Raw genomic sequence first — 20,103 nt, forward strand, 5'->3', positions numbered from 1 at the left:
GTTCAGGGGCTCAGGTCAAGTCCAATGACCAAAGCGCATTGGGATGCGCGGCAACCGGCATCGGCGCTCTCGTGCCGCGCGCCCGTTTCCGGCCGCGCCGTCGTCTCACCGACAGCCCTTCTTCGCGGTAGATCCTGTAGAGCTTCTTGTGGTTCATGCTCATGCCCTTGCGTTCCAGCAGCACGCCGATCCGGCGAAACCCGAACCGACGCCGCGTGCCGGCGATCTCCTGCATCTCCTTGCGGATCTCGGCGCAATCCGGCGGGCGCTCACGCCGGACTGTCTTGGGATCGACACCGACCAGCCTGCAGGCCGGGCGCTGCGAGATGTCATGATCCAGCATCGCCCTGAGCGCCGCCTCTGGCCGCCTGGTCAATGTTGTCGGTTCTTTCCCAGCAGATCTTTCAGAACCACGTTGTCGAGCATGGTGTCGGCTAACAGACGTTTGAGCTTGGCGTTTTCGTCTTCGAGCGCCTTCAGCCTGGCCGCCTCGGACACGTGCATGCCGCCATACTTGGCCTTCAGTTTGTAGAACGTCGCGGTGCTCAGCCCGTGCCTGCGGCACGCCTCAGCCGTCGGCATCCCGGCCTCCTGTTCCTTGGTCATCCCGATTATCTGCGCCTCGGGGAAACGGCTCTTACGCATGTGTCTGCTCCTTCAGAGTTGGCGCAGACCCTATATTAAAGTGACGGATTTCGCGGGGGGCAGGTCAGAGCCCAAAGCGACCCATCACTGTTTCTCGCTATACAATGAGTAACCGCCGTCCAGTATGAGGTCTTTTTATGCGCATGTATCAGGTCGATGCCTTTTCCGATCAGCTTTTCACGGGCAATCCGGCTGCTGTTCTGGTGCTGGAAGACTGGCTTTCTGACGAGCTGATGCTGGCGATCACGCAGGAAAACAACCTTGCTGAGACGGCGTTTGTCAAAGCTCGCCCGGAAGGTGCATGGGACTTGCGCTGGTTTGCCCCCGCGCATGAGGTGGATTTTTGCGGGCACGCCACTCTGGCAACGGCGCATATTCTGTTCACGAAACATGGGGCCGACGCCGATCTTGTGTTTCATACCCGCGTCGGCGAGCTGAGTGTGTCGAAAGAGGCAAAGGGATACAGGCTCGACATCCCTCGCTTGGATCCCGAAGCTATCGCCAGCTTGCCCTATGAAATAGCAGATATTTTTGTGACGACTCCCATAGGCATCTTTCGCAATTTTGAGAATTTCTTCGTGGATCTTGGCAGCGCCGACGCCGTGCGCAACTTCGTACCCGATCTCACAGCAATCGCGAAGCTCGGCTCAGTCGGCCTTGTGGTGACAGGCGCGGGAACCGGAGACGCGCGGGCGGACTTCGTATCCCGTTATTTCGCACCCGGTGCGGGAATCTCCGAAGATCCGGTCACGGGTTCAATTCACGCAACCTTGGTGCCGTACTGGGCAGAAAAGCTGGGCCGATGCCGGATGATGGCCTGTCAAGCTTCGGTCCGCAATGGATGGCTTGACTCTGAGTTAACCAAAGAGCGCGTCCTCCTGTCTGGCAATGCGGTGACATTTATGGAGGCGACGATTTTTCTTCCGAATTTTGCGTGACCGACCGGTAGGAAAGTCCGCTCACCGGACCTTGCAGCAAGACGCTGCGAACGACCGCCCTCCTCCCCCCACAAACCGCAGTGCGTATTTCCCCTCGCCCGAACCCGTCATTTTGATCCCGAACTTACAGGGGGCACAGGGATGCAGACGAGCGAGGGATTGCGTTCAACGAGCGGCTCGAGGGGGTTGTGCTGCGGGCCTATCTCGGCCCGGCGGGCCAATGGACCATCGGCGCCGGGCTGACCAAGGCCTCGGGCGTGGTCGATCGCAAGCCCGGCATGGTGATCACGGCGGTGGAAGCCTCGCGCCTGATGAGCGAAGTGCTGAGCACGCGTTACGAGCCTGCGTCACCCGCGCCATGCCCGGCGCAAAGCAGCACGAGTTCGACGGGGGCGTGTCGTTCCACTGGAACACCGGCGCGATCACCCGGGCGAGCTGGGTGCCCGCCTGGGCTTCGGACAATATCGCCGCGATGCGCGAGCGCCTGGCGCGGTGGAACAAGGGCGGCGGCAAGGCGCCACCGGGCCTGACCCGCCGCCGCGAAGCCAAGTTCCGGCTGATCGCGTACCGCGATTGCGGCGTGCCGGTGCGCGTGCAGACTCCGCGCGGTCTCGCCCGGGAGACGCTCGATGTCGCCCCTGAGGAAGTCGCCGCCGCCCGCGCGGCGCTCACCGCGCGCGGCTAGCCGACGCGCTTCAACATGCGATCGATCTTGATACTACCGACGGTGTGGGGACTGCAAAAGAAGATCGCGGAGAGGATTACGTCCTCGGGAAATACGTACCTTTGAACGAGATCGTATCGTGCTTTCCAATCGCCTTTGCTCATGGCAACAATTGTGGCTCCACAAGAAACCAATGGGCGACTGTCGAAGCGTGCAATAAGGCCTTCTCGCGAGCGTCTTCCTCGATCCCTTGTATCACCTGCCACCCGGCACGCTGCAGTTGCGCGAACGCATGCGGCAAAATTTCTGCGTGCAAGGGACTTGTCATCATCAACAAGCAATCTAGAATAAAAGTTGAATTGAAAATGTACCTTAAGCAACTTCACCACGCAGCCAGGAAAGAGCGATGCATCACCACGATTCCCGTGCATCGACCCAGTACAGCGTAATTCCCCGTCACGCGGCTGATCAGGCGGCGTTTTGCTCCTTTTATCGTGGTGATTCAACTTTGCGTCCTGTCTCAGACGGGACCGATTTTGCTTTCGACACGACCAACTCTGCAATCATGGACAACGGACCTGCCGAGGGGCAGAGCGCGCCACTGCGCCGGATGCGGCGTCCGGACAGCTATCGCGTTTTTGAAGACACCAACTGCAAGCATGGAATGCCAGCATGGACTGCTGCGTTTCTCGCGGCATCGACGTTTCCCATCACACTTCAACCAGCCCTTAGAGACCGAGGAGAACATCCCCATGAATTCATTTCCAAGCACCCTTGCTGCAATCCTGGGAGTGCTCGCCATTGCGGCCTGCACCACGCCAATCCGTAATCAGACCTATACGGCGACCTCGGCAGCGCAGATACCGGAATCTCAGGCACGGGCTGAATGCCAGTTCGCTGTAGAGGCGGCGACGGCCTCAATCGGGACCAACCGTGTTCCGCGTGGTACGTCTTTTGACCAGGAAATCGCAGACGCTATCGCGGATGGCGTTATGAGGGGCGACGAGCAGAACACTCTGTTTGTAAGCTGCATGCGCTCGAAAGGGTTTGTCGGCGGCTGATCGGGATCAGGCGGTCCCTCTGCCGCTGTTCCACGGCAAAGGGACTTTAACGGGTCAAGCCTGAGTGCTGGTCCGCTGTAACTCACTCCCCGGATTGAAGCGCCAAAAGGCACACATAACGACAATAGGAGGCCACTCATGCGGAAGAGATATCTACCCCTTGCGGTGATGTCACTGATGGTATCACCAGCCTATGCCGACAGCTGCGACACGGCAGAGGATCAGGCAACGATGACGCTCTGCGCCCGGCAGTCTTATCAGGCGGTCGACGGGCACCTCAACGCGCTCTACCACCAGATCCGGCAGCGCCTTGGCGACGACGTCGACGCGCTGCGCCTGTTTCGCGATGCCGAGCGTCAGTGGATCGCGTTCCGCGACGCCGAATGCGAGTTCGCCACCGCGAGCGTGGCAGGCGGTTCCGTCTATCCGATGATCTATGACGGCTGCCTAGAAGAGCTGACCGCTGAACGTGTCGCGCGTTTCGAGACGTATCTTGCGTGCGAGGAGGGTGACATGAGCTGCCCGGTGCCTGCGGGCGAATGATGGGCACGCTGAAAACTGTCCCGGCGGCTGGCCTGTTGGCCGTGGCGGGGTTGGTCTTTGGAGATTCGCGCGCGCATGCCGAGATGGTCAGCGCCGGATATGGCCTAACGGTGAGCCTCGCGTTCTCGGAGCTGGCGCTTGCCACCTTGTCGCGCCGCGGCGAGGCGGTGATTGTTGACGCCTCGTATTGGGGCACGCCGACGCCCGCAGGGGCTGCCCAGGCGGATGAGGCAGGGCAGATCAACTTGGGCGGCGACGCCGTCGAAGTGCCCGCCATCGAGGGCGTGGTCGAGATCACCGGCCGAGGGGTTCTCACGGATATGCTGGAATGGACCGTGGCGGGCAGCATCGGCGTGAACGTCAATGTCTACAGTGCGCGGCTGAGCAGTGACGACAATCTGCTCAGTTGCGATTTCATCGACGGCCCGCTTGCCGACGTGCAAACTTTAGCAATGCCGATCACCCTGAACTGCGGTCTGATCGAAGAGAATTTGGATACTGTGGCGCTACCCTGACACAGGCCGCGCTTGCTTGGATCCCCGTTCAGGGGACCGAGCGAACAAGGCTCGGACCATCGACTGACGCTGTTAACGGACCTCTGACGTGAAAACCGTTCTCTCCTTTCTGAACCGGCGGCTGTCTCTGAAAGGGCTCAAGACGCTGGGGCTGGCAATCACGCTGGCAATCTGGGCCGGGCAGGTCGCGGCACAGGATGCTCCGGCGGCCGATATGCCGGTTGGAGAACGCAATCTGCGCGTCGGGGTCTATGTGCACCCTCCCTTTGTCATGCGCGACGGCGACACGTTCACTGGCATGGCCATCGACCTGTGGGAGCGAATTTCGCAAGAACTCTCGTTGCAGAGCATCTATGTCGAGCTCGACAATACCGGAGACCTTGTCACGGCTGTTGCGAACGCAGACGTCGCCGTCGCCGTTACCAACCTGACCGTCACCAGAGCCCGCGCCGAGCGCGTTGACTTCACCCATCCGTGGTTCGACGCTGGCCAGCGCATCATGGTGAACGACGACCGGGGCGGCGGTTTCTGGGACGTCCTGAGGGGTCTTCAAGATTCAGGCCATCTGCGCGGCTACGCCTGGATAGCCTTCGTCATAGCCATGGCGACATTGCTGGTCACGCTGTTTGATCGACGCTTCAACAAAGAGTTTCCGCGGCGCTGGCGCGATGGGATCGCCGAAAGCTTCTACGTCGTCATGTCCGTTGCGACCTCGGGAAAATCGCCCACGCGGAAGAACTTTCTTGGCTGGGCCGGGCGCCTGTGGCAGGGGCTGTGGCTGGTCTGCGGGATTGCCGTTCTTGCCTATGTAACGTCATCGGTAACCAGCGTCATGACCACCTTGTCGCTGACCAACAAGATCAATAGCTTCGCTGATTTGCCCGGACGCGTTGTCGGCGTCCAGCCGGGCAGCGTGTCCGAGAGTTATGCGCAAGAGGCTGGCCTCACGACCCGTCCCTTTGCGCATATCGATCAGGCGGTCACAGCGCTTCTCGGCGGTCGGATCGACGCGATTGTCGGCGATGCGCCGGTGCTCGAATACTATGCGCACACGCACCCCGATCAACCCGTCAGTGTCGTTGGCCCAATCTTCGCACCCGACAAATATGCTTTCGGATTGACCCAAGGCAGCGATCTGACCCGCGCTCTCACCGTCGAGCTTATCGGCGCTCACGAAACCAGTCAGATCGATGCCATAAGAACGCGGTATTTTGGAAGCGATCCGTGATGAGATGGTTCTGACAAGAACAACCTGATCCCGAATATGTCCACGTTCAGAGGTCGTTTCTGGTCACGTTTTGCCCGCCATTGACCGGTTTTGGAACTCACGCGGCGTGAGGCCTTGATGGTTACGCCGCAGCCACTCTCGTGGCGCGGATGGAAGACGCGTCCCTGGATCAGGCGGTTGTCTGGGACGATGTTGCCATCTTCGACGGCCGCCCTTGGCGCTGCGCGGTGGACATCGTCACTGCGGGCTATCCGTGCCAACAGTTCTCCGTCGCGCGAAAGCGCCGGGGCGCGGACGACCCGTAACATCGCTGGCCGCAGGTCGCCCGCATCATCGCCGAGGCCGAGCTGCCCTTCGTCTTTCTCGAGAATGTCGCCCATCATCTCCGCCTCGGCTTCCTAGAAGTTGCCGCAGGACTGGTCGGCATGGGTGACCTGCCACTGAACTTTAATCCAGCCGCGACCGGAGCCCAATTGGTGTTTACGCCGGTTGGCGCAGGTTGAGCAATCGCCCGGCGCGCGGAGCTATCATCTCGCGCAGCGGGGCGGGCGATTGCGGTGGTCAGGGTCCGCGCGTAGTCGACCGGGGACTGGTAATCCAAGGCCGAATGCGGGCGTTCGGCGTTGTAGTCGTTCGCCCCTGCGGCGATCACGACGTGCGCGTGTGTCAGGTTGCGGAACATGGTCTCGTTTAGCAGCTCATCGCGCATCCGCCCGTTGAAACTCCCGACGAACCCATTCTGCATTGGCTTTCCCGGCGCGATGTAATGCCATTCGACCTTGTGTTCGGAGCACCATCGCAGGATCGCGTTACTGGTCCGTTCGGTCCCGTTGTCGCTGACAATAATCCCAGGCTTTCCGCGGCGTTCTATCAGAGCCGTCAGTTCACGCGCGACACGGCGCCCCGAGATCGAGGTGTCTGGAACCAGCAATGCCTTGACCCGGCGATGGCCCGCTCAGCATAAATCATATGTGTGTCATCCCGACATAAAAACCGGCACACGTCGGGGTAGAAACCAACAGGCGGTTCTCACAGGCGACCTATGACCAGCGACACGCAACACTCCCCGCTTCCTCGGCATCTTCGCCAGATTGTGGAAGCGATGGCCGGCAGGGTCGTCATCGTTGATGCGGCGCTTCGCATCACCTGGGCCAACCGCGCGTGGGAGCAGCGGACCGGCTGGTCGCTCGCAGAAGCGCGGGGGCGGGAGTTGGTGCATCTTGTCTGGGACGCGCAGGCCGACGAGATCGCGACGCTCACTGCCGCCATGGCCCGCGGAGACGCCTGTCAGTGCGAGACGCTCAGCCGTGACGCAACCGGAGAGCGACGCCCGGTCGAAGTCAGACTCGTACCGCTACAGGGTGACGACGGCGCGGTATCGGGCTTTGCCGTGCTCGACACAGACATCCCTGCACAGACGGATCACCGGGTCCACGCCGGGCGCCCTCTGGACGAGGCCGAGCGGGCCCGGGCGCAGCTGGCCAATGCCATAGAAGCGCTGCCCGACGGGGTGCTGGTGTGGGATGATCGCAACCGGCTGGTGATGGCCAATTCCGCTTACCGGCGCATGTATCCGCTGCTGGCCGATGTGCTGGTGCCCGGCGTCGACTTCGATCACGTGCTGGCCATAGGCGTGGAGAGGAACGTCTATCCCAATGCCAGCGGTCGCGAACAAGCGTGGCTGGCCGAACAGCACGCGCTTTTCATCAAGGGTTACGTGGGCGAAGTGCGCCTTGCCGACGGCCGCTGGATACGGCGACTGGATCTGCGCACCATCGATGGCGGTTGCATCACCGTGCGCATCGAAACCACGGAACGCCACCGGCATCTGGACGCGCTGGACGCGGCGAACCGGGCCCTGGCAGAGGCGCGCCAAACGCTGAACCAGATCATCGAAAGCACCGATGTCGGCACCTGGGACTGGAGCGTTGACGATGGCATTGAGCGCACCGGCGGGCGCTATGCGCAGATGCTGGGGTACGCGCCCGATGAACTTAGCCCAACGCTGACAAGCGCGTTCACGGATCTGGCGCATCCCGACGACCTGGCCCGGGTCATCGCCACCGAGGAAAAAGATTTGGCACCGCCCGCGGATGGCATCGAGAAGATCCGCGAACATTACGTGCGCATGCGGCGCAAGGACGGAAGCTGGGCCTGGATCCTGTCGCGCGCTTCGGTCACCGAACGCTTTCCGGACGGCCGGTTCCGACGGTTGGTCGGCATTCACATTGACGTGACGCGGCGCAAGCAACTGGAAGACGAAGTCGCCGCCAGCCGCACTTTTCTGAACGAGGTGATGGATGCCTCGATGTCGGCGATCGTGGTGACCGACCGCGACGGGCTGATCACCTACGCAAATGCAGAAGCCGGGCGCATTCTGGGCGTCGACCACCACGATCTTGAGGGGGCTGATGTCGTTTCGTGGGAACTGACCGAGCCTGACGGATCGCCGATGCCGGTATCCTCTTATCCGCTGCGCCGTGCCTTGACCAAGGGTGAAACCGTGCGTGGGATGCGCATCGGGATCATCCGGGCGGACGGATCCCGATGCACCTTGTCGGTGAATGTGGCGCCGCACAGCACTGCACTGGCAGCGGATGCTCCGGCCCGTTTCATCATGTCCTTCGCCGATATAAGCGACGACATCGCCAAAGCGGTGCGGCTGGAGCAGGCCCTTGAGCAGGCGCAGGCGGCGAACCGGTCGAAATCGACCTTTCTGGCCAACATGAGCCATGAGATCCGCACCCCGCTGAACGGCGTCCTCGGCATGGCCGAGCTGCTGGACGAGAGGATCACGACGTCGCCCGAGAAAAGCATGATCGGCACCATCCGTCAGTCGGGCGAGCTGTTGCTGAACGTGCTCAACGAAATCCTCGACATGTCGAAGATCGAGGCAGGCAAGATGACCGTCGAGGCCATCGCCTTTATCCCCGCGGATATTGCCCGCCAGATTGAACCGATGCACAGCCTGCGCGCGCAGGAAAAGGGTCTGCTCCTGGAGGTCTCAACCAGCCCGGGGGCAGAACGTGCCCGTCTGGGTGATCCGTTCCGCATCCAGCAGATTTTGAACAACCTGCTTAGCAATGCTGTCAAATTCACAGAACGCGGCTCGGTGGCGCTGTCTCTTTCTGGCTCGGACGATACGCCGCTGACGATCGAGGTCCGGGACACCGGGATCGGCATGACACCTGAGCAGGTCGGCCGAGTCTTCGAGAATTTTGAGCAGGCCGAGAGCGGCACCATGCGGCGCTTCGGTGGCACCGGGCTGGGCATGACCATCGTGCGCAGTCTGATCAGCCTGATGGGCGGCCACATCGCGATCTCAAGCACCCCCGACGCCGGAACGCGTGTGGAAATTTCGCTGCCGCTGCCGCTGGCCGACGATGCGCCGGCAGCGGATGTCCGCGTGGCTGACGCTATCACGTCGAACTCGCTGGTGGGGTTCAGGCTTCTCGTTGCTGATGATTCCATCACCAACCGCATAGTGCTGAGCGAGATGCTCAAGGCCAGCGGCGCGACCGTCGTGGTGGTGACCGACGGCGTTGAGGCCGTGAAAGAATGGCAACGGATGGTAGAGGCCGATACTCCCGCCGATCTGCTGCTGTTAGATATCTCCATGCCGGTAATGGACGGAATCGAAGCCCTGGCGGCGATCCGCGCGACGGGTGGCGCCGGGCTTTGCGTTCCTGCCGTCGCGGTCACCGCCAATGCGATGGCGCATCAGGTCCAGGAATACCTGACCGCGGGTTTCGCCGCGCACGTGTCGAAGCCGTTCCGTCGTCCCGATCTGCTCGCGGCCATTACCTCTGTGCTGAAGCGCGGGTGACGACAGGATCGCCTGCGGATTCAAGGTGCCTGACCTGCGCCCCGGGTCATCCCTGAGTTAAAACGAGAGTCTTTGGGTTGATAGTCGTCGGTTTCGGGTGCGCGAAACCCCTGATCACCAAGTCCCCGCGCTTCTGCGGCACCCCTTGCCGGAGCGGATCGCAAGATGGTCCGCTACCCGAGCTTGTTCGATCGATAGTGAGGGAGGGAGGAGACATCCACTGCGCGCTCGACCCTCCACCGGCAGACCACTCGCTAACACACCTGCGGCATAGCCCGATCGACCTAAGTTTGAGCGAAACCTGCAAACTTCCGAAAACCGTCTTCGCATGGCTCACTCAGCCGTTCTTGAGGCCCACGCCCTCTGACAGCAGGGTCTCGGCGACATCCATCGCCTCTTTGCGAGTCACTGCAATCCTCAACGGAAAACCCCAGAATTTGGAAAAGACCGCGCCGAAAGTCTTGAAGGCCAGACGCTTGCCAGCGCTCGGCTCAATCACGATCATCGCCCGCACCAGCGTCCGCAATTCGGCCTTGTGCTTCTTCATCCACAGCGCGGTGCGCTTCCTTTCTTCCTGGCTGTGGTCGTGGTCTTCGTCTTCGGTCGGAGCATTATCGCTCAGGATCACGAACGGTGCGCCGCGCTTAAAGCACGCCTCGAGTGCCGAGAAATCCTCGTCGTGGTCGTGATCGGGCGCTTCGTCATAGCTCATCCAGACAAGCGGGAAGTTACTGATATCCAAGGGCATGTTTCGTCTCCTGACGAGAATGGACGGTTTCAGGTCGAGCGAATGTGCTGCCATGTAAAGAGAAGCGCGACCACGCCCGGCAGCGTGACAGCCAGCAGTTCCAGACCCACAAGATGGCCGCCATCGCGCAAGCCATCGAAGACGCCAGCGAGCGTGCTCATGACGAACAGCAGACCGCCGAGGACGAGCATCGCCCAATCGGTCGCCCGCCTTGCGACAAGCGCCAGCAAGGGCGGGACGACCCAAGCGCCATAGAAAATGGACACGCCCCACAAGGCGGCGGGATCGAACGTCATGGCCTGCATCGTTCCGCCGCTGCCGACATAGACGTTCAGATAGGAAAAGCACTGGATCGTGACAAAGAGTGCGGCACCAACTGCAGGGATGAGCCATGCGAGCGCGAGCTTGACCGGGGCATTGTCGATCACGTGAAAACTCCTGTAGCTATGTGTCGGGCAGGTCAGCTCTGCCCCTTCAGTAACGGAGCGCGATCACAAGATCCGCCAGCCGCCTCTGCCCCACAGCAATACGCCAGCCGGCACGTGGCGTCATTGCGCAACCTTGCCATGATATGTTTCAATCCGGCCTGATCTGAGAATGCCGAGGTCTGAGATGTATCTGGACGTCCGTCGCGACTGGCTCGCCTATGTCGACGAGATCCCGCGTGCGTTGGTGGCAGCCAACGCGGTCGCCACCCTTGACGCCCTGGAGCAATCGCCCCGGCACCACCATCAAAAGGCGCAACTGCTCTTCACGGTGCGGGGCGTCGTCAATTGCGAGGTCGACGGCGCAGTCTGGATCGTACCGCCGCAATGCGCGGTGTGGATTCCCGGCGGACTGCCCCATTCCGTTTTCGGCTCGGGCGAGGTGGAGTGTCTCTCGCTCTTCATTGATCCTCCCGACTCCGCGAACCTGCCGAAAGACTGCTGCACGATCACGGTGTCACGTTTTTTCCGTGAGTTGCTGATGCGGGCAAACGCTCTGCCGGACCTCTATGATGTCGACGGTCCGGATGGCCGGATCGTGTCCGTTCTCTTCGATGAGCTGGCGGTGGCACCGGTCGAGGATCTCTGCCTCCCCATCCCCGGCGATCCGCGCCTGAAGAAGCTCACCGACCTGTTGATCGCGGCGCCTGCGGATCATGCGAGCGTCGCGGAGTGGGCCTCCCGCGTCGCGCTCAGCGAGCGCAGCCTGAGCCGTCTGTTAGCCGAAGAGGTGGGCATGAGTTTCGGCCGCTGGCGCCGACAGTTGCATATCGTGCTTGCCTTGCGGCGGCTGAGCGCGGGTCAGTCGGTTCAGGCCGTCGCCATCGATCTCGGCTATGAAAGCGCCAGCAGTTTCGTGACCATGTTTCGAAAGATGGTCGGCAAGCCACCAAGCCGCTATCTGCTCGACCGGAGTCGTTTACGATAGGGAAGAGCGATCGGAGGTGCCGAGTGTCGTCCACAATCGCCGCTTGGCGAATGCTCCGGCGTGGCCCGCACCCCGGCACGCGACGTGTTCACGGTCAAAACCTCTTTGTGACACCAAGCAGGTCTCAGTGCTCGCTTTCGCACGCCTGATGATCGGCAAGGGCGTGCAGCACCCGGCAGGGTTCGCCATCGGACTGACCGTCGCAGGTGTTCACGACGCGTACCAATTCAGCCTCCAGCCGCCGCAACCGCGCGATCCGATCACGGATTTCGATAATCCGATCCTTCGCGATGCGGTGCGCGTCGCCATGGGCAGCATGGGGTGTCTCCTGCAACGCGATCAGTTCGGCAATGGCGTCGAGGTCGAAACCAAGCTGCCGGGCATGGGCGATAAAGGACAACCGGTCCAGCTCGGCATCGCCGTAGCGGCGCTGCCCCCCGCCCGTGCGGCCGGGATCGGGCAAAAGACCACGCCCCTCATAGTAGCGGATCGTGGTCACCTTCACGCCCGTGCGCCTGGACAGCGCACCGATGGAATGGCCCTGCATCGCAATTACCCCTTGAAGCTACAGTGGCTGTAGATCGTATCTACCATGGGGACGAAACGAATCAAGAGCACTGCCATGACCAACCTACACCGCCGCAGCCCTGACCTGCCGGGCTTCGATGCCCCCACAATCCACCGCGGGATAAACGCGCATGTCGCGCGCCCGGCTGACACGGGCCTTTGGGCGGAGGGGCGGTGATGGGACACGATCACAGTCACGATCACAGTCACGGGCACGGGCACGATCACGCAAACGGGCATGGGCACAGCCACGCACATGGGCACGCGGGCCATTCGCACGGCCCGACCCTCTCGGCCAATGACACGCCCGAGGCGCGCCGGTCCAAGGAACGCGCCATCCTCATGGCCGCGGCCCTTACGGGCGGCTTCATGGGGGCCGAGGTCCTCGGCGGGCTCATCTCCGGATCGCTCGCGCTCTTGGCCGACGCGGGTCACATGCTGACCGACTTCGCCTCGCTCCTGCTGGCATGGTTCGCCTTCCGGCTGGCGCGTCGACCGGCGGACTGGAAGCGGACCTACGGCTTCGACCGCTTCTCGGTGCTGGCCGCTTTCGTGAACGGGGTCACGCTGTTCGCCATCGCGGGGTGGATCGTCGTCGAGGCCATCCAACGCCTGCGCGATCCGCATGAGGTGCTGGGCGGGCTGATGCTCTGGGTCGCCGTGGGGGGGCTCGTGGTGAACGTTCTGGCCTTCTGGGTGCTCAGCCGCGCGGAGGGCAACAACCTCAACGTCCGTGCCGCCGCCCTGCACGTCATGGGAGATCTGCTCGGCTCGGTTGCGGCGATTGCGGCCTCTCTCATCATCATCTGGACAGGTTGGACCCCCATCGACCCGATCCTGTCGGTGCTGGTTGCTCTCCTCATCCTGCGCTCGGCGTGGTCCGTGGTGCGCGAGAGCGGCCACATCCTGCTCGAAGGCGCGCCCGCCGGCTTCGATCCCCGCGCCGTCGCGGCCGACCTGGAAGCCACGCTGCCCGGCGTGGCCCGCGCCCATCACGTCCACGCCTGGTCGATCACTCAGGAGCGGCCCATGGCCACGATGGAGGTAGAGCTCGCGCCGGGCGCGGTGGCGGACGACGTGCGCCGCGCCGTGAAAGGCCGCGTGCGCGAGACGACCGGGATGGAGCACGTAACCGTCGAGGTGACGGCATGCGTAGAGCGCCGGACGGGTTAGACGCGATCCATCCCCGGCCAGGAACGGGCCATGGGTGTATCCGAACACGTCAGGCCTTTGCGCGTAGCGTCGCGAAAGCCTGGTTTGTCCAAGGTTTGTTGCTGCTGTCATCGCGAGATGCAGCGGCGATAAATCTGACAGTGAGCAAAGCGCGGGCGGAATTCCCTCCCCCGACGGGTTCTACACGTGCGCACGGCTACGTCGGGCAAGTCGTATCGCGGTGATCACCCCGTCCACCAAACCCAGACAAAGGCTGCGCCAAGCACCGCCTCCGCGATGGCAGACCGAAAGATGCCTGCGCTGGCACGCCGGGCGAGGAACTCGTAAAGACCGAGGCCCGCCAGCAAGACCGCTATTCCGCCCATGATCAGGCACATCGCCGAGCGGATGTCCGAAGGGCCGGCTGTTCGCGCGATGAAGAACACCAGCGCGAGGCCGAGGTACATCAGGCTCATCCGCCGTAGCAGGATGAGCGCGCCCGTGGTGCTCTCAAGTCCCCACTCTGTCAGCAGGCCACGACCGAAGAACAGGAAGCGGGCACCGAGACCAATGCACGCGGCTGTCATGACGAGTGCCAATATCTGGAAGGTCAAAGGTCGTCTCCATTTATCAAACCATTGCTGGATTCGAAAATAGGCAGTCGACGTCGGACGAACTATGCGCAAAACTCCATTCTTTGTTGGAGATCATCCAGAATGGACCCGCTGTCCGACATCATCTCGTTTCTGCGCCTGAGAAGCTATCTCGTGGGCGGCTTCGAGGCCGGTGGGAACTGGTCGGTCGGCTTTGACGCGCATGACGCCGTCAAATGCTACACCGTCGCCAACGGCTCGTGTTGGATCGCAGTGCAAGGCTTGGACGCGCCTGTGTTTCTGCAAACGGGTGATTGCTTCATCCTTCCCCGAGGCCAACCGTTTCACATCGCCAGTGATCTGAGCCTGCCCCCCGACGATTGGCAGCGCCACTTTCTCGGCGCTGAAGAAGGCACATTGGTTAAGCTCAACGACGGGACCGATGTGACCGTGCTCGGCGGACATTTTGCCCTCGCGGGGCCGCAGGCCGAGATTTTGCTCGGTATGCTGGCGCCAATCGTCCATTTGCGCGATAGGCCTGCGCGTGAAACGCTACGCTGGGCCTTGGCGCTGATGCGGCAGGAACTCGTCGATCTAAAGCCGGGTGGCATCCTTGTGGCGCAGCAACTCGCCTCTATGATCTTCATCCAGGCACTCCGCCTGCATCTCACTGAGAGCAAGGGTATCGGCTGGCTGTTCGCGCTGTCGGACAAACGCGTCGGCGCCGCCATTCAGGCGATCCATCGGGAGCCGTCGCGACGTTGGACGGTGGAGACCCTTGCCACTGAGGCCGGCATGTCGCGCTCCGGCTTCGCGGCGCAGTTCCGACACTTGGTTGGCGAAAGCCCGATCGAGTACCTCACACAGTGGCGCATGCGCCTCGCCGGACGCAGTCTGGAACAGGGCGAGCCGATCGGCGCGATTGCCCATGCCCTTGGCTATGAATCAGAAAGCGCGTTCAGAACGGCATTCAAGCGCGTCACGGGCAAGAGCCCCCGGCAGCACGCAAGGTCATTCGGAGGCGGCGACGCGATGCATTCCTCCTTGCCTCGGGGTTAGGTGGGTCAGGCTTCCTAGCCTTCGCAAGCGGGCGCTCGCAAAGTGAGCGCGGAGACTTGAGCCGTGCACGCGTTGCGCTCAGAACATGCTCCCTCAGCAACGTGTAGGTGCGCAGCGAAAGGCCGGTTTGAAGACGCTGCAGCGCACTATCAACTTGACCGACGAACGGCAGGTCTGGGCCGCGATTGACACTTGGCACCGACAACAGACCCTCATTGTCAGCCTCAGGCGTCCGCAATTCGTGCTCAACGCGCAATCGAGAGGGCGAAGGGGATCATGCCGTCGCGCGCCATCAAAGGCGGTACGAAGAGCATGAAGCTCTCGGGTCCGCTGGCGGTCGCGATCCCGCCGAGATCCTCGATCATGTCTTGTGCCCAGCCGAGATTTTCCAAAAGGCTTCGGACCCGCATTTTCGCATCCGGGTCATTGCCTGACAGAAAAACACTCGGCGGGCGCGACAGCAGGCCCGGATTGGCCATGACAATGAACAACATCGTATTCAGGGCTTTGACCACGCGCACATCGGGGAGCGTGTCTTGCAACGCCGACGCAACGCTGCCGTTGGGGTAGAGCAATCCGATCGGGCGGCCAGCGTCATCCCGCTTCAACGCGTTGGACACATCCAACAACACCTTGCCCCGCAATCCGCCGGCATGCGGCGCAAGATGCGCGATCGAGGTCTCACCCGGCGTTGCGTTAATGATGATCTCGGCGCGGCTTATCGCGGCCGCCGTGGTTTCAATTGCAAGGCTTTCCGTGGCCCATTCCGGGCGGGGGCTTTGGGGATCGCGGCGCCCCAGAGTGACAGTGTGGCCTGCGCCGAGCAGACCTTTGGTCAGAACGGACGCCACCCGTCCCGAGCCCAGAATTGCTATCTCAGTCATCTAAGCCACCTTCGTAAGAGTTTGATATTTCGGAGAGAGCAGCACAAACGCCGTTTGTGAATTGGGGCGGCGTGGCGACGAAGTCCCGAGCGTGAAGGGTCCAGTCGTTGCCTGCGCAATCCGTCACCCGGCCGCCTGCCTCGGACACCAGCAAAGCGCCCGACACCAGCCCGGAAAGCACGCCGCTGAACTGCCAGAATCCGTCCATGCGCCCGGCTGCGACCTGAACCAGTTGCAGCGTTGCGGGGACCGAAACCCGCACGGTCAGGACGTTGCCCAGCATCGCTGTCACCGAGGCGCCGATCCGGGCGTGGATGTCTGCGCCTTCGCCGGGGGCCGCCTGTCCGGTTCCCATCATGGCACCGTTCAGGTCAGGCTTGTTCGAGACCCTTATAGGGTGCCCGTTCAACCATGCACCTGTGCCTGCCGTCGCGGTGTAGAGGTCATTTTGAAGCGGCAAGAAGACGGTCGTCAGGACGATGGCATCATCGCGGATGAGGGTCGCAGTGATACACCAATCCGGCAGGCCGTGGATCTGATTTATCGCACCTTCGACCGGGTCGACCACCCAGAAGTCCCCGGCACCAAACCCGCCCGTCGCAAGTTCGTCTTCGATCACTCGGGAACCCGGAACGAGCGCCTCAAGACGAGGGACCAGTATCGCCATCGAAATGGCGTCATTGGCCGCGATCATCGCGCCGATATCGCGGCGGTCCTTGGGGCGGGCATCCGGTGAAAAGCGCGCCAGTATCGCCGCGCCCGCCTCGCGCACGGCGGCTTCGGCGCCTTTTGATAACTCTGAGAGGATGACAGGTTTTTGCATCTGCGCCTTCTTGCGGTTTTTCGGGTTTCACCATATTTACGAGCTATCGCTCACATTGGAAACTCGCATTGACCATGGCCAAGACCGATGCCCTGACAGTGCGCAAAACACCGCGTCAGACCCGATCCGCGGCCACGGTTGACGCAATCCTGGAAGCAGCTGCTCGCATTCTGGAGACTGGTGGTCTGTCCGAATATTCGACCAATGCCGTCGCCCGGCGGGCCGGGGTCAGCGTTGGATCGCTCTATCAGTACTTTCCGAACAAGGACGCGATCACCCGGGAACTGACGTTTCGACGGATCGCCGATCTGGTCGCAGATATTGACGCGGCTTTCTCTGGTGCGTCGAAAGTTTGCGCGCTGTCACAAGTCATCGACATCGCCGTCCGGCACCAACAACAACGCCCAAGACTGTCGCGGATACTGGACGCTGAAGAAAGCCGGCTTCCGCCCGATCCCGCGTTAAGGGAGTTGGCTCTAGGAGTGTTGGCGCATCTTCAACGCGGTCTTCATGCGAACGGGTATGAAGGAGACACAATGGAAGCGTCGCTGGATATCATGGCCATCATTCGCGGTATGGTCGATGCAGCAAACGCGCGGGGCGAGGATGATCCTATCAGCTTGTCATCGCGTGTTCGGCGTGCGGTGTTCGGCTATCTTGAGCACGGCGCGTGAGCACCGACAGTCGCGGCGCCGCCGTTTAGACGTCCCGACCAGGTGAGCGCTGGGTCTCCGGGTGACACTATCTCGGCGCAGTTGGCGTGCGTGTGGCTTTCCTTTCGGTGCCAAAAAGCTGGACGAGAGAATACCGCAGTAGGCAGGATAGTCTCAGGGGGGGCAACGGTTTAGATGCCCGACCTCCTGTACTCGGCATAGGGATGCAAGCAGTCGTTCCTGAGAGCGAGGGGACAGGCCCGGTATCCCCCTATGAGCGCTTGATCTGCGCGCCCTGATGCGCCGCGCGATCTCTTGCCGGCCATGGCACTTCCTGCCCGTATGGCTTTCCTGTACGATTGTCATCATGGAGCCCGCCCAGCAAAAGACGGTCCGCTCGGTCGAGCGCATCTTGCAGATCCTCGAATTGATGAACCGTGCGCCGGTGGTGCGCGTGCAGCACCTCGCGCAGGAGACAGGTCTCCCCGCGCCGACGGTCGTGCGCCTGCTGGAGACGCTCATGAGCGCGGGATACGTGCGCAAGATCGGGCGGCAGGCCGGGTACTGCGTGACCGAGAAGGTCGCGGCGCTCGGGGCGGGGCATCACGGGTTGCCTCAGGTTTTCGACGTGGCGCGTGAGTCGGCAGAAGCGCTGACCCGCCGCACGCTCTGGCCGACGGCGCTGGCGACGCTGGACGTGGATGCGCTGGTGATCCGCTTCAGCACCATTCCCATGAGCCCGTTGTCGCATTACCAGTCGACGATCAACCGCCGGATGACGCTGCTGGATTATGCCCACGGACGCGCCTACCTCGGTTTCTGTCCCAAGGAAGAACGCACGCATCTCGTGGCGTTGCTCCAGCAATCCGCGGCAACCCCGGCGGAGGCGGAGGCCATAGCGCAGCGCGCGGACTCGGTCGTGGCGCTCACCCGGGCCAGCGGCTTTGGCGAGCGCACCGGTAATATTCAGCCCGAAACACATTCCATAGCCGCACCGCTGCGGCTGGGGGCCAAGCTGGTCGGCACGCTGGGGATCACCTATTTCGCGCGCACCCATGTCGACGTGGCCGCGCTGAAGACCGAATTGCGCGCTGCCGCAGAGGCCTGCGAAAGGGGCGAGACCTACGTGTGAGCGGCTGCATCCTCGGGGTAGACGGTGCGCGCTCGGTCGTCGTCCTTTCCGGACGCGATGAGGCGCGGTTCGGCGTGCCGGAGATGGTGCAGATAAGCTTGCGCAGAGGCCGCGATCGCCGCGTCATCGCATTCGCGCGCGCCGGTTAGTGTAAAGGGCGGCAGATAGTGCATGCCGGTATGGACGGCCATCAGTTCGAAAGGCACGGCGACCTCGTCGAGCGTCCGACCGTATCGGCCGTCTGGCTGGTAGTCGCGGCCGTTTGACCCGGTAGAGAACGCGATGCCCAGCGTCTTGAGCCGCAGCGCTCGCCCACCGGGACCATAGGCCCAGCCGCGTTTCATGATCTCGATCTGCCAGAACGATAGCAACGGCGGGCAGGAATACCAAGTCAGGGGAAATTGCAGCACGATGCGGTCGTGATCGGCCACCAGTTGCCGCTCTGCCTCTCCGTCGATCTGCCCATCGGGGTAGCGCGCGTAGAGGTCGTGCAAGGTGATGTCGCCTGCGGCGCGGATGGCATCGGCCCAACAGCGGCTGATGCGGCTGCAGCCCATGTCGGGGTGGGCGAGAATGACGAGCGTTCGGGTCATAGCGGTCTCCGTTTCCGCCAGTCGTTGCACCGCTAGCGAACGCGCACAAGCGCGTGCCCGCCCAATTCCGCAGCGTGGAACAAGCGCGCGTTTCCCGTGCGCCGCGCGTTCCGTCATGCGAGTTGGAAGACCACCGCAGACAACACGCAGGCCCCCCATGTTCGATGACAGCGATCCGCGCAAGGCACTCACGTCCATGTCGAAAGAGCGCCGTTTCTCCGGGCCTTTCTGCGCCCCCGAAGTGGGCCATTTCAGCCAGGAGCCGCCGCAGCAGACGGGGGAGGGCTGGCAGGCATGGATGATGCGCTGCACCAACCTCGTGGTGCGGCTGGTCCGACTGGAGGGCGCCGCCACCTTTGCCCGTGCTGGGCAGATGGACGAGTACATGGTGTTTTCGACCGATGCCGAAGTCCGTTTCGACATCGAGACCGCGGCGGGCGCAGTTACCGACCATCCGGGCAATCACCTGTTTGTCGTCCCGCCGGGAGACAGCACCGTGACGATCCGTGGCACGGGGCAGGTGAGCTTTCTCTTCACCACGCGCTCTGCCGATCTTGTGGCGCAATGCGCCAACCCGAAGATCCCGGCCAATCCGAATATTCCGCCTTTCCAGCAATGGCCCGATCCGGTCGGCGGCTTTCGCCTGCGCGCCTATGACCTTGACGTGCCGGAGCAGGACGGCCGCTTTGGCCGCATCTTCCGCTGTACGACGATGATGGTGAACGTGCTGCCGCGTTTTACCGCGCCGCGCGATGCCTCGAAGGTCTCGCCGCATTACCACGCCAGCTTCGAGCAGGTCAGCCTGACGCTGGAAGGGGATTTCGAGCATTTCCTGCGTTGGCCCTGGACGTCTGACATGGCGGACTGGCTGCCGGACATGCACGTCCGTTGCGCCAGCCCTTCGGTTGCCGTGCTGCCGCCACCCGCGATCCACACGACGTTGTGGACCTCGGAGGCGACGCAGATCGTCGACATCTTCTCGCCGCCGCGCATGGATTTCTCGACAAAGAACGGATGGGTGCTGAACGCCGCCGATTACCCGTTGGCGCAGACCGAGATCGAGTGA

Annotated in this window: 20 protein-coding genes and 3 pseudogenes; 13 read left to right on the forward strand and 10 right to left on the reverse strand. The window is 62.4% G+C overall.

Features of this window, described 5'->3' with window-relative positions:
• Positions 1-19: 19 nt before the first annotated feature.
• Positions 20-645, reverse strand: a pseudogene (locus EAE28_RS15390) (transposase); the annotation flags it as partial.
• Positions 646-782: 137 nt separating this feature from the next.
• Here EAE28_RS15390 and EAE28_RS15395 point away from each other — a divergent pair.
• The 6 genes and pseudogenes from EAE28_RS15395 to EAE28_RS15420 all read left to right on the forward strand — a co-directional run bounded on the left by EAE28_RS15395 (position 783) and on the right by EAE28_RS15420 (position 5,594).
• Positions 783-1,583 carry a PhzF family phenazine biosynthesis protein gene (locus tag EAE28_RS15395; protein ID WP_127107855.1) on the forward strand — a complete coding sequence of 267 codons (801 nt, stop codon included), beginning with the start codon at positions 783-785 and terminating at the stop codon, positions 1,581-1,583.
• Positions 1,584-1,771: 188 nt separating this feature from the next.
• Positions 1,772-2,268, forward strand: a pseudogene (locus EAE28_RS15400) (lysozyme).
• A gap of 731 nt (positions 2,269-2,999) precedes the next feature.
• Positions 3,000-3,308: a hypothetical protein gene (locus EAE28_RS15405; protein ID WP_164736654.1), complete on the forward strand. Its 309-nt coding sequence runs from the start codon at positions 3,000-3,002 to the stop codon at positions 3,306-3,308.
• Positions 3,309-3,446: 138 nt separating this feature from the next.
• Positions 3,447-3,851, forward strand: coding sequence for a lysozyme inhibitor LprI family protein (locus EAE28_RS15410; protein ID WP_127107861.1), 405 nt, complete (start codon positions 3,447-3,449; stop codon positions 3,849-3,851).
• Positions 3,851-4,366 (forward strand): hypothetical protein, encoded by a 516-nt coding sequence (locus EAE28_RS15415; RefSeq protein ID WP_127107863.1) that lies wholly within the window; start codon positions 3,851-3,853, stop codon positions 4,364-4,366. Before EAE28_RS15410 ends, EAE28_RS15415 begins: the two co-directional genes overlap by 1 nt.
• Positions 4,367-4,454: 88 nt before the next feature.
• Complete coding sequence (locus EAE28_RS15420; RefSeq protein WP_220443944.1) at positions 4,455-5,594, forward strand: transporter substrate-binding domain-containing protein; 1,140 nt, start codon at positions 4,455-4,457, stop codon at positions 5,592-5,594.
• Here EAE28_RS15420 and EAE28_RS24445 read toward each other — a convergent pair.
• Positions 5,549-5,977, reverse strand: coding sequence for a hypothetical protein (locus EAE28_RS24445; RefSeq protein ID WP_425466777.1), 429 nt, complete (start codon positions 5,975-5,977; stop codon positions 5,549-5,551). The genes EAE28_RS15420 and EAE28_RS24445 overlap by 46 nt on opposite strands.
• A 191-nt stretch (positions 5,978-6,168) precedes the next feature.
• Positions 6,169-6,519: pseudogene (locus EAE28_RS15430) on the reverse strand (integrase core domain-containing protein); the annotation flags it as partial.
• A 117-nt stretch (positions 6,520-6,636) separates the two neighbouring features.
• Between EAE28_RS15430 and EAE28_RS15435 the strand changes: the two are divergent.
• Positions 6,637-9,420 (forward strand): PAS domain-containing hybrid sensor histidine kinase/response regulator, encoded by a 2,784-nt coding sequence (locus tag EAE28_RS15435; RefSeq protein ID WP_127107865.1) that lies wholly within the window; start codon positions 6,637-6,639, stop codon positions 9,418-9,420.
• Between the two features lie 337 nt (positions 9,421-9,757).
• Here the strand turns inward: EAE28_RS15435 and EAE28_RS15440 are convergent, their stop codons facing one another.
• Positions 9,758-10,168, reverse strand: coding sequence for a hypothetical protein (locus EAE28_RS15440; RefSeq protein WP_127107867.1), 411 nt, complete (start codon positions 10,166-10,168; stop codon positions 9,758-9,760).
• 29 nt (positions 10,169-10,197) lie between these two features.
• The gene (locus tag EAE28_RS15445; RefSeq protein WP_127107868.1) at positions 10,198-10,596 is read right to left on the reverse strand and encodes a hypothetical protein; all 399 of its coding nucleotides are present in this window, start codon (positions 10,594-10,596) and stop codon (positions 10,198-10,200) included.
• Positions 10,597-10,780: 184 nt separating this feature from the next.
• Between EAE28_RS15445 and EAE28_RS15450 the strand changes: the two genes are divergently transcribed.
• Positions 10,781-11,581 carry an AraC family transcriptional regulator gene (locus tag EAE28_RS15450; RefSeq protein ID WP_127107869.1) on the forward strand — a complete coding sequence of 267 codons (801 nt, stop codon included), beginning with the start codon at positions 10,781-10,783 and terminating at the stop codon, positions 11,579-11,581.
• A 124-nt stretch (positions 11,582-11,705) separates the two neighbouring features.
• Here EAE28_RS15450 and EAE28_RS15455 read toward each other — a convergent pair whose 3' ends face one another.
• The gene (locus tag EAE28_RS15455) at positions 11,706-12,128 is read right to left on the reverse strand and encodes a MerR family transcriptional regulator (RefSeq protein ID WP_127107870.1); all 423 of its coding nucleotides are present in this window, start codon (positions 12,126-12,128) and stop codon (positions 11,706-11,708) included.
• A 197-nt stretch (positions 12,129-12,325) separates the two neighbouring features.
• Between EAE28_RS15455 and EAE28_RS15460 the strand changes: the two genes are divergently transcribed.
• Positions 12,326-13,321 carry a cation diffusion facilitator family transporter gene (locus tag EAE28_RS15460; protein WP_127107871.1) on the forward strand — a complete coding sequence of 332 codons (996 nt, stop codon included), beginning with the start codon at positions 12,326-12,328 and terminating at the stop codon, positions 13,319-13,321.
• Between the two features lie 224 nt (positions 13,322-13,545).
• On the opposite strand, the gene EAE28_RS15465 is transcribed toward EAE28_RS15460, so the two are convergent.
• Positions 13,546-13,914, reverse strand: coding sequence for a hypothetical protein (locus tag EAE28_RS15465; RefSeq protein WP_164736655.1), 369 nt, complete (start codon positions 13,912-13,914; stop codon positions 13,546-13,548).
• A 102-nt stretch (positions 13,915-14,016) separates the two neighbouring features.
• Between EAE28_RS15465 and EAE28_RS15470 the strand changes: the two genes are divergently transcribed.
• A complete protein-coding gene (locus EAE28_RS15470; RefSeq protein WP_127107873.1) occupies positions 14,017-14,952 on the forward strand; it encodes an AraC family transcriptional regulator in 936 nt (311 codons plus the stop codon).
• A gap of 245 nt (positions 14,953-15,197) precedes the next feature.
• On the opposite strand, the gene EAE28_RS15475 is transcribed toward EAE28_RS15470, so the two are convergent.
• Entirely contained in the window at positions 15,198-15,836 is a 639-nt protein-coding gene (locus EAE28_RS15475) for an NADPH-dependent F420 reductase (protein ID WP_127107874.1), read from the reverse strand.
• A complete protein-coding gene (locus EAE28_RS15480) occupies positions 15,829-16,659 on the reverse strand; it encodes an inositol monophosphatase family protein (protein ID WP_127107875.1) in 831 nt (276 codons plus the stop codon). The genes EAE28_RS15475 and EAE28_RS15480 overlap by 8 nt, the downstream gene beginning before the upstream one ends.
• A 74-nt stretch (positions 16,660-16,733) precedes the next feature.
• On the opposite strand from EAE28_RS15480, the gene EAE28_RS15485 reads away from it, so the two are divergent.
• Positions 16,734-17,333, forward strand: coding sequence for a TetR/AcrR family transcriptional regulator (locus tag EAE28_RS15485; protein WP_127107876.1), 600 nt, complete (start codon positions 16,734-16,736; stop codon positions 17,331-17,333).
• 346 nt (positions 17,334-17,679) lie between these two features.
• Positions 17,680-18,444 carry a DNA-binding transcriptional regulator gene (locus tag EAE28_RS15490; RefSeq protein WP_127108217.1) on the forward strand — a complete coding sequence of 255 codons (765 nt, stop codon included), beginning with the start codon at positions 17,680-17,682 and terminating at the stop codon, positions 18,442-18,444.
• On the opposite strand, the gene EAE28_RS15495 is transcribed toward EAE28_RS15490, so the two are convergent.
• The gene (locus tag EAE28_RS15495) at positions 18,435-19,037 is read right to left on the reverse strand and encodes an NAD(P)H-dependent oxidoreductase (RefSeq protein WP_127107878.1); all 603 of its coding nucleotides are present in this window, start codon (positions 19,035-19,037) and stop codon (positions 18,435-18,437) included. The genes EAE28_RS15490 and EAE28_RS15495 overlap by 10 nt on opposite strands.
• Before the next feature lie 157 nt (positions 19,038-19,194).
• Between EAE28_RS15495 and EAE28_RS15500 the strand changes: the two genes are divergently transcribed.
• On the forward strand, positions 19,195-20,103 hold the full coding sequence (locus tag EAE28_RS15500; RefSeq protein WP_127107879.1) for a cupin domain-containing protein: 909 nt from the start codon (positions 19,195-19,197) through the stop codon (positions 20,101-20,103).

It is taken from the genome of Pararhodobacter zhoushanensis (genome assembly GCF_003990445.1).
In the GTDB taxonomy this organism is placed as follows: Bacteria; Pseudomonadota; Alphaproteobacteria; order Rhodobacterales; family Rhodobacteraceae; genus Pararhodobacter; species Pararhodobacter zhoushanensis.

What these genes read in the sequence shown, in the direction of transcription:
- EAE28_RS15495 (WP_127107878.1), bottom strand. Translation starts at nt 19,037, where the DNA reads ATGACCCGAACGCTCGTCATTCTCGCCCACCCCGACATGGGCTGCAGC.
- EAE28_RS15480 (WP_127107875.1), bottom strand. Translation starts at nt 16,659, where the DNA reads ATGCAAAAACCTGTCATCCTCTCAGAGTTATCAAAAGGCGCCGAAGCC.
- EAE28_RS15415 (WP_127107863.1), top strand. Translation starts at nt 3,851, where the DNA reads ATGGGCACGCTGAAAACTGTCCCGGCGGCTGGCCTGTTGGCCGTGGCG.
- EAE28_RS15410 (WP_127107861.1), top strand. Translation starts at nt 3,447, where the DNA reads ATGCGGAAGAGATATCTACCCCTTGCGGTGATGTCACTGATGGTATCA.
- EAE28_RS15440 (WP_127107867.1), bottom strand. Translation starts at nt 10,168, where the DNA reads ATGCCCTTGGATATCAGTAACTTCCCGCTTGTCTGGATGAGCTATGAC.
- EAE28_RS15455 (WP_127107870.1), bottom strand. Translation starts at nt 12,128, where the DNA reads ATGCAGGGCCATTCCATCGGTGCGCTGTCCAGGCGCACGGGCGTGAAG.
- EAE28_RS15395 (WP_127107855.1), top strand. Translation starts at nt 783, where the DNA reads ATGCGCATGTATCAGGTCGATGCCTTTTCCGATCAGCTTTTCACGGGC.
- EAE28_RS15460 (WP_127107871.1), top strand. Translation starts at nt 12,326, where the DNA reads ATGGGACACGATCACAGTCACGATCACAGTCACGGGCACGGGCACGAT.
- EAE28_RS24445 (WP_425466777.1), bottom strand. Translation starts at nt 5,977, where the DNA reads ATGATGGGCGACATTCTCGAGAAAGACGAAGGGCAGCTCGGCCTCGGC.
- EAE28_RS15500 (WP_127107879.1), top strand. Translation starts at nt 19,195, where the DNA reads ATGTTCGATGACAGCGATCCGCGCAAGGCACTCACGTCCATGTCGAAA.
- EAE28_RS15435 (WP_127107865.1), top strand. Translation starts at nt 6,637, where the DNA reads ATGACCAGCGACACGCAACACTCCCCGCTTCCTCGGCATCTTCGCCAG.
- EAE28_RS15490 (WP_127108217.1), top strand. Translation starts at nt 17,680, where the DNA reads ATGGAGCCCGCCCAGCAAAAGACGGTCCGCTCGGTCGAGCGCATCTTG.
- EAE28_RS15475 (WP_127107874.1), bottom strand. Translation starts at nt 15,836, where the DNA reads ATGACTGAGATAGCAATTCTGGGCTCGGGACGGGTGGCGTCCGTTCTG.
- EAE28_RS15405 (WP_164736654.1), top strand. Translation starts at nt 3,000, where the DNA reads ATGAATTCATTTCCAAGCACCCTTGCTGCAATCCTGGGAGTGCTCGCC.
- EAE28_RS15485 (WP_127107876.1), top strand. Translation starts at nt 16,734, where the DNA reads ATGGCCAAGACCGATGCCCTGACAGTGCGCAAAACACCGCGTCAGACC.
- EAE28_RS15450 (WP_127107869.1), top strand. Translation starts at nt 10,781, where the DNA reads ATGTATCTGGACGTCCGTCGCGACTGGCTCGCCTATGTCGACGAGATC.
- EAE28_RS15470 (WP_127107873.1), top strand. Translation starts at nt 14,017, where the DNA reads ATGGACCCGCTGTCCGACATCATCTCGTTTCTGCGCCTGAGAAGCTAT.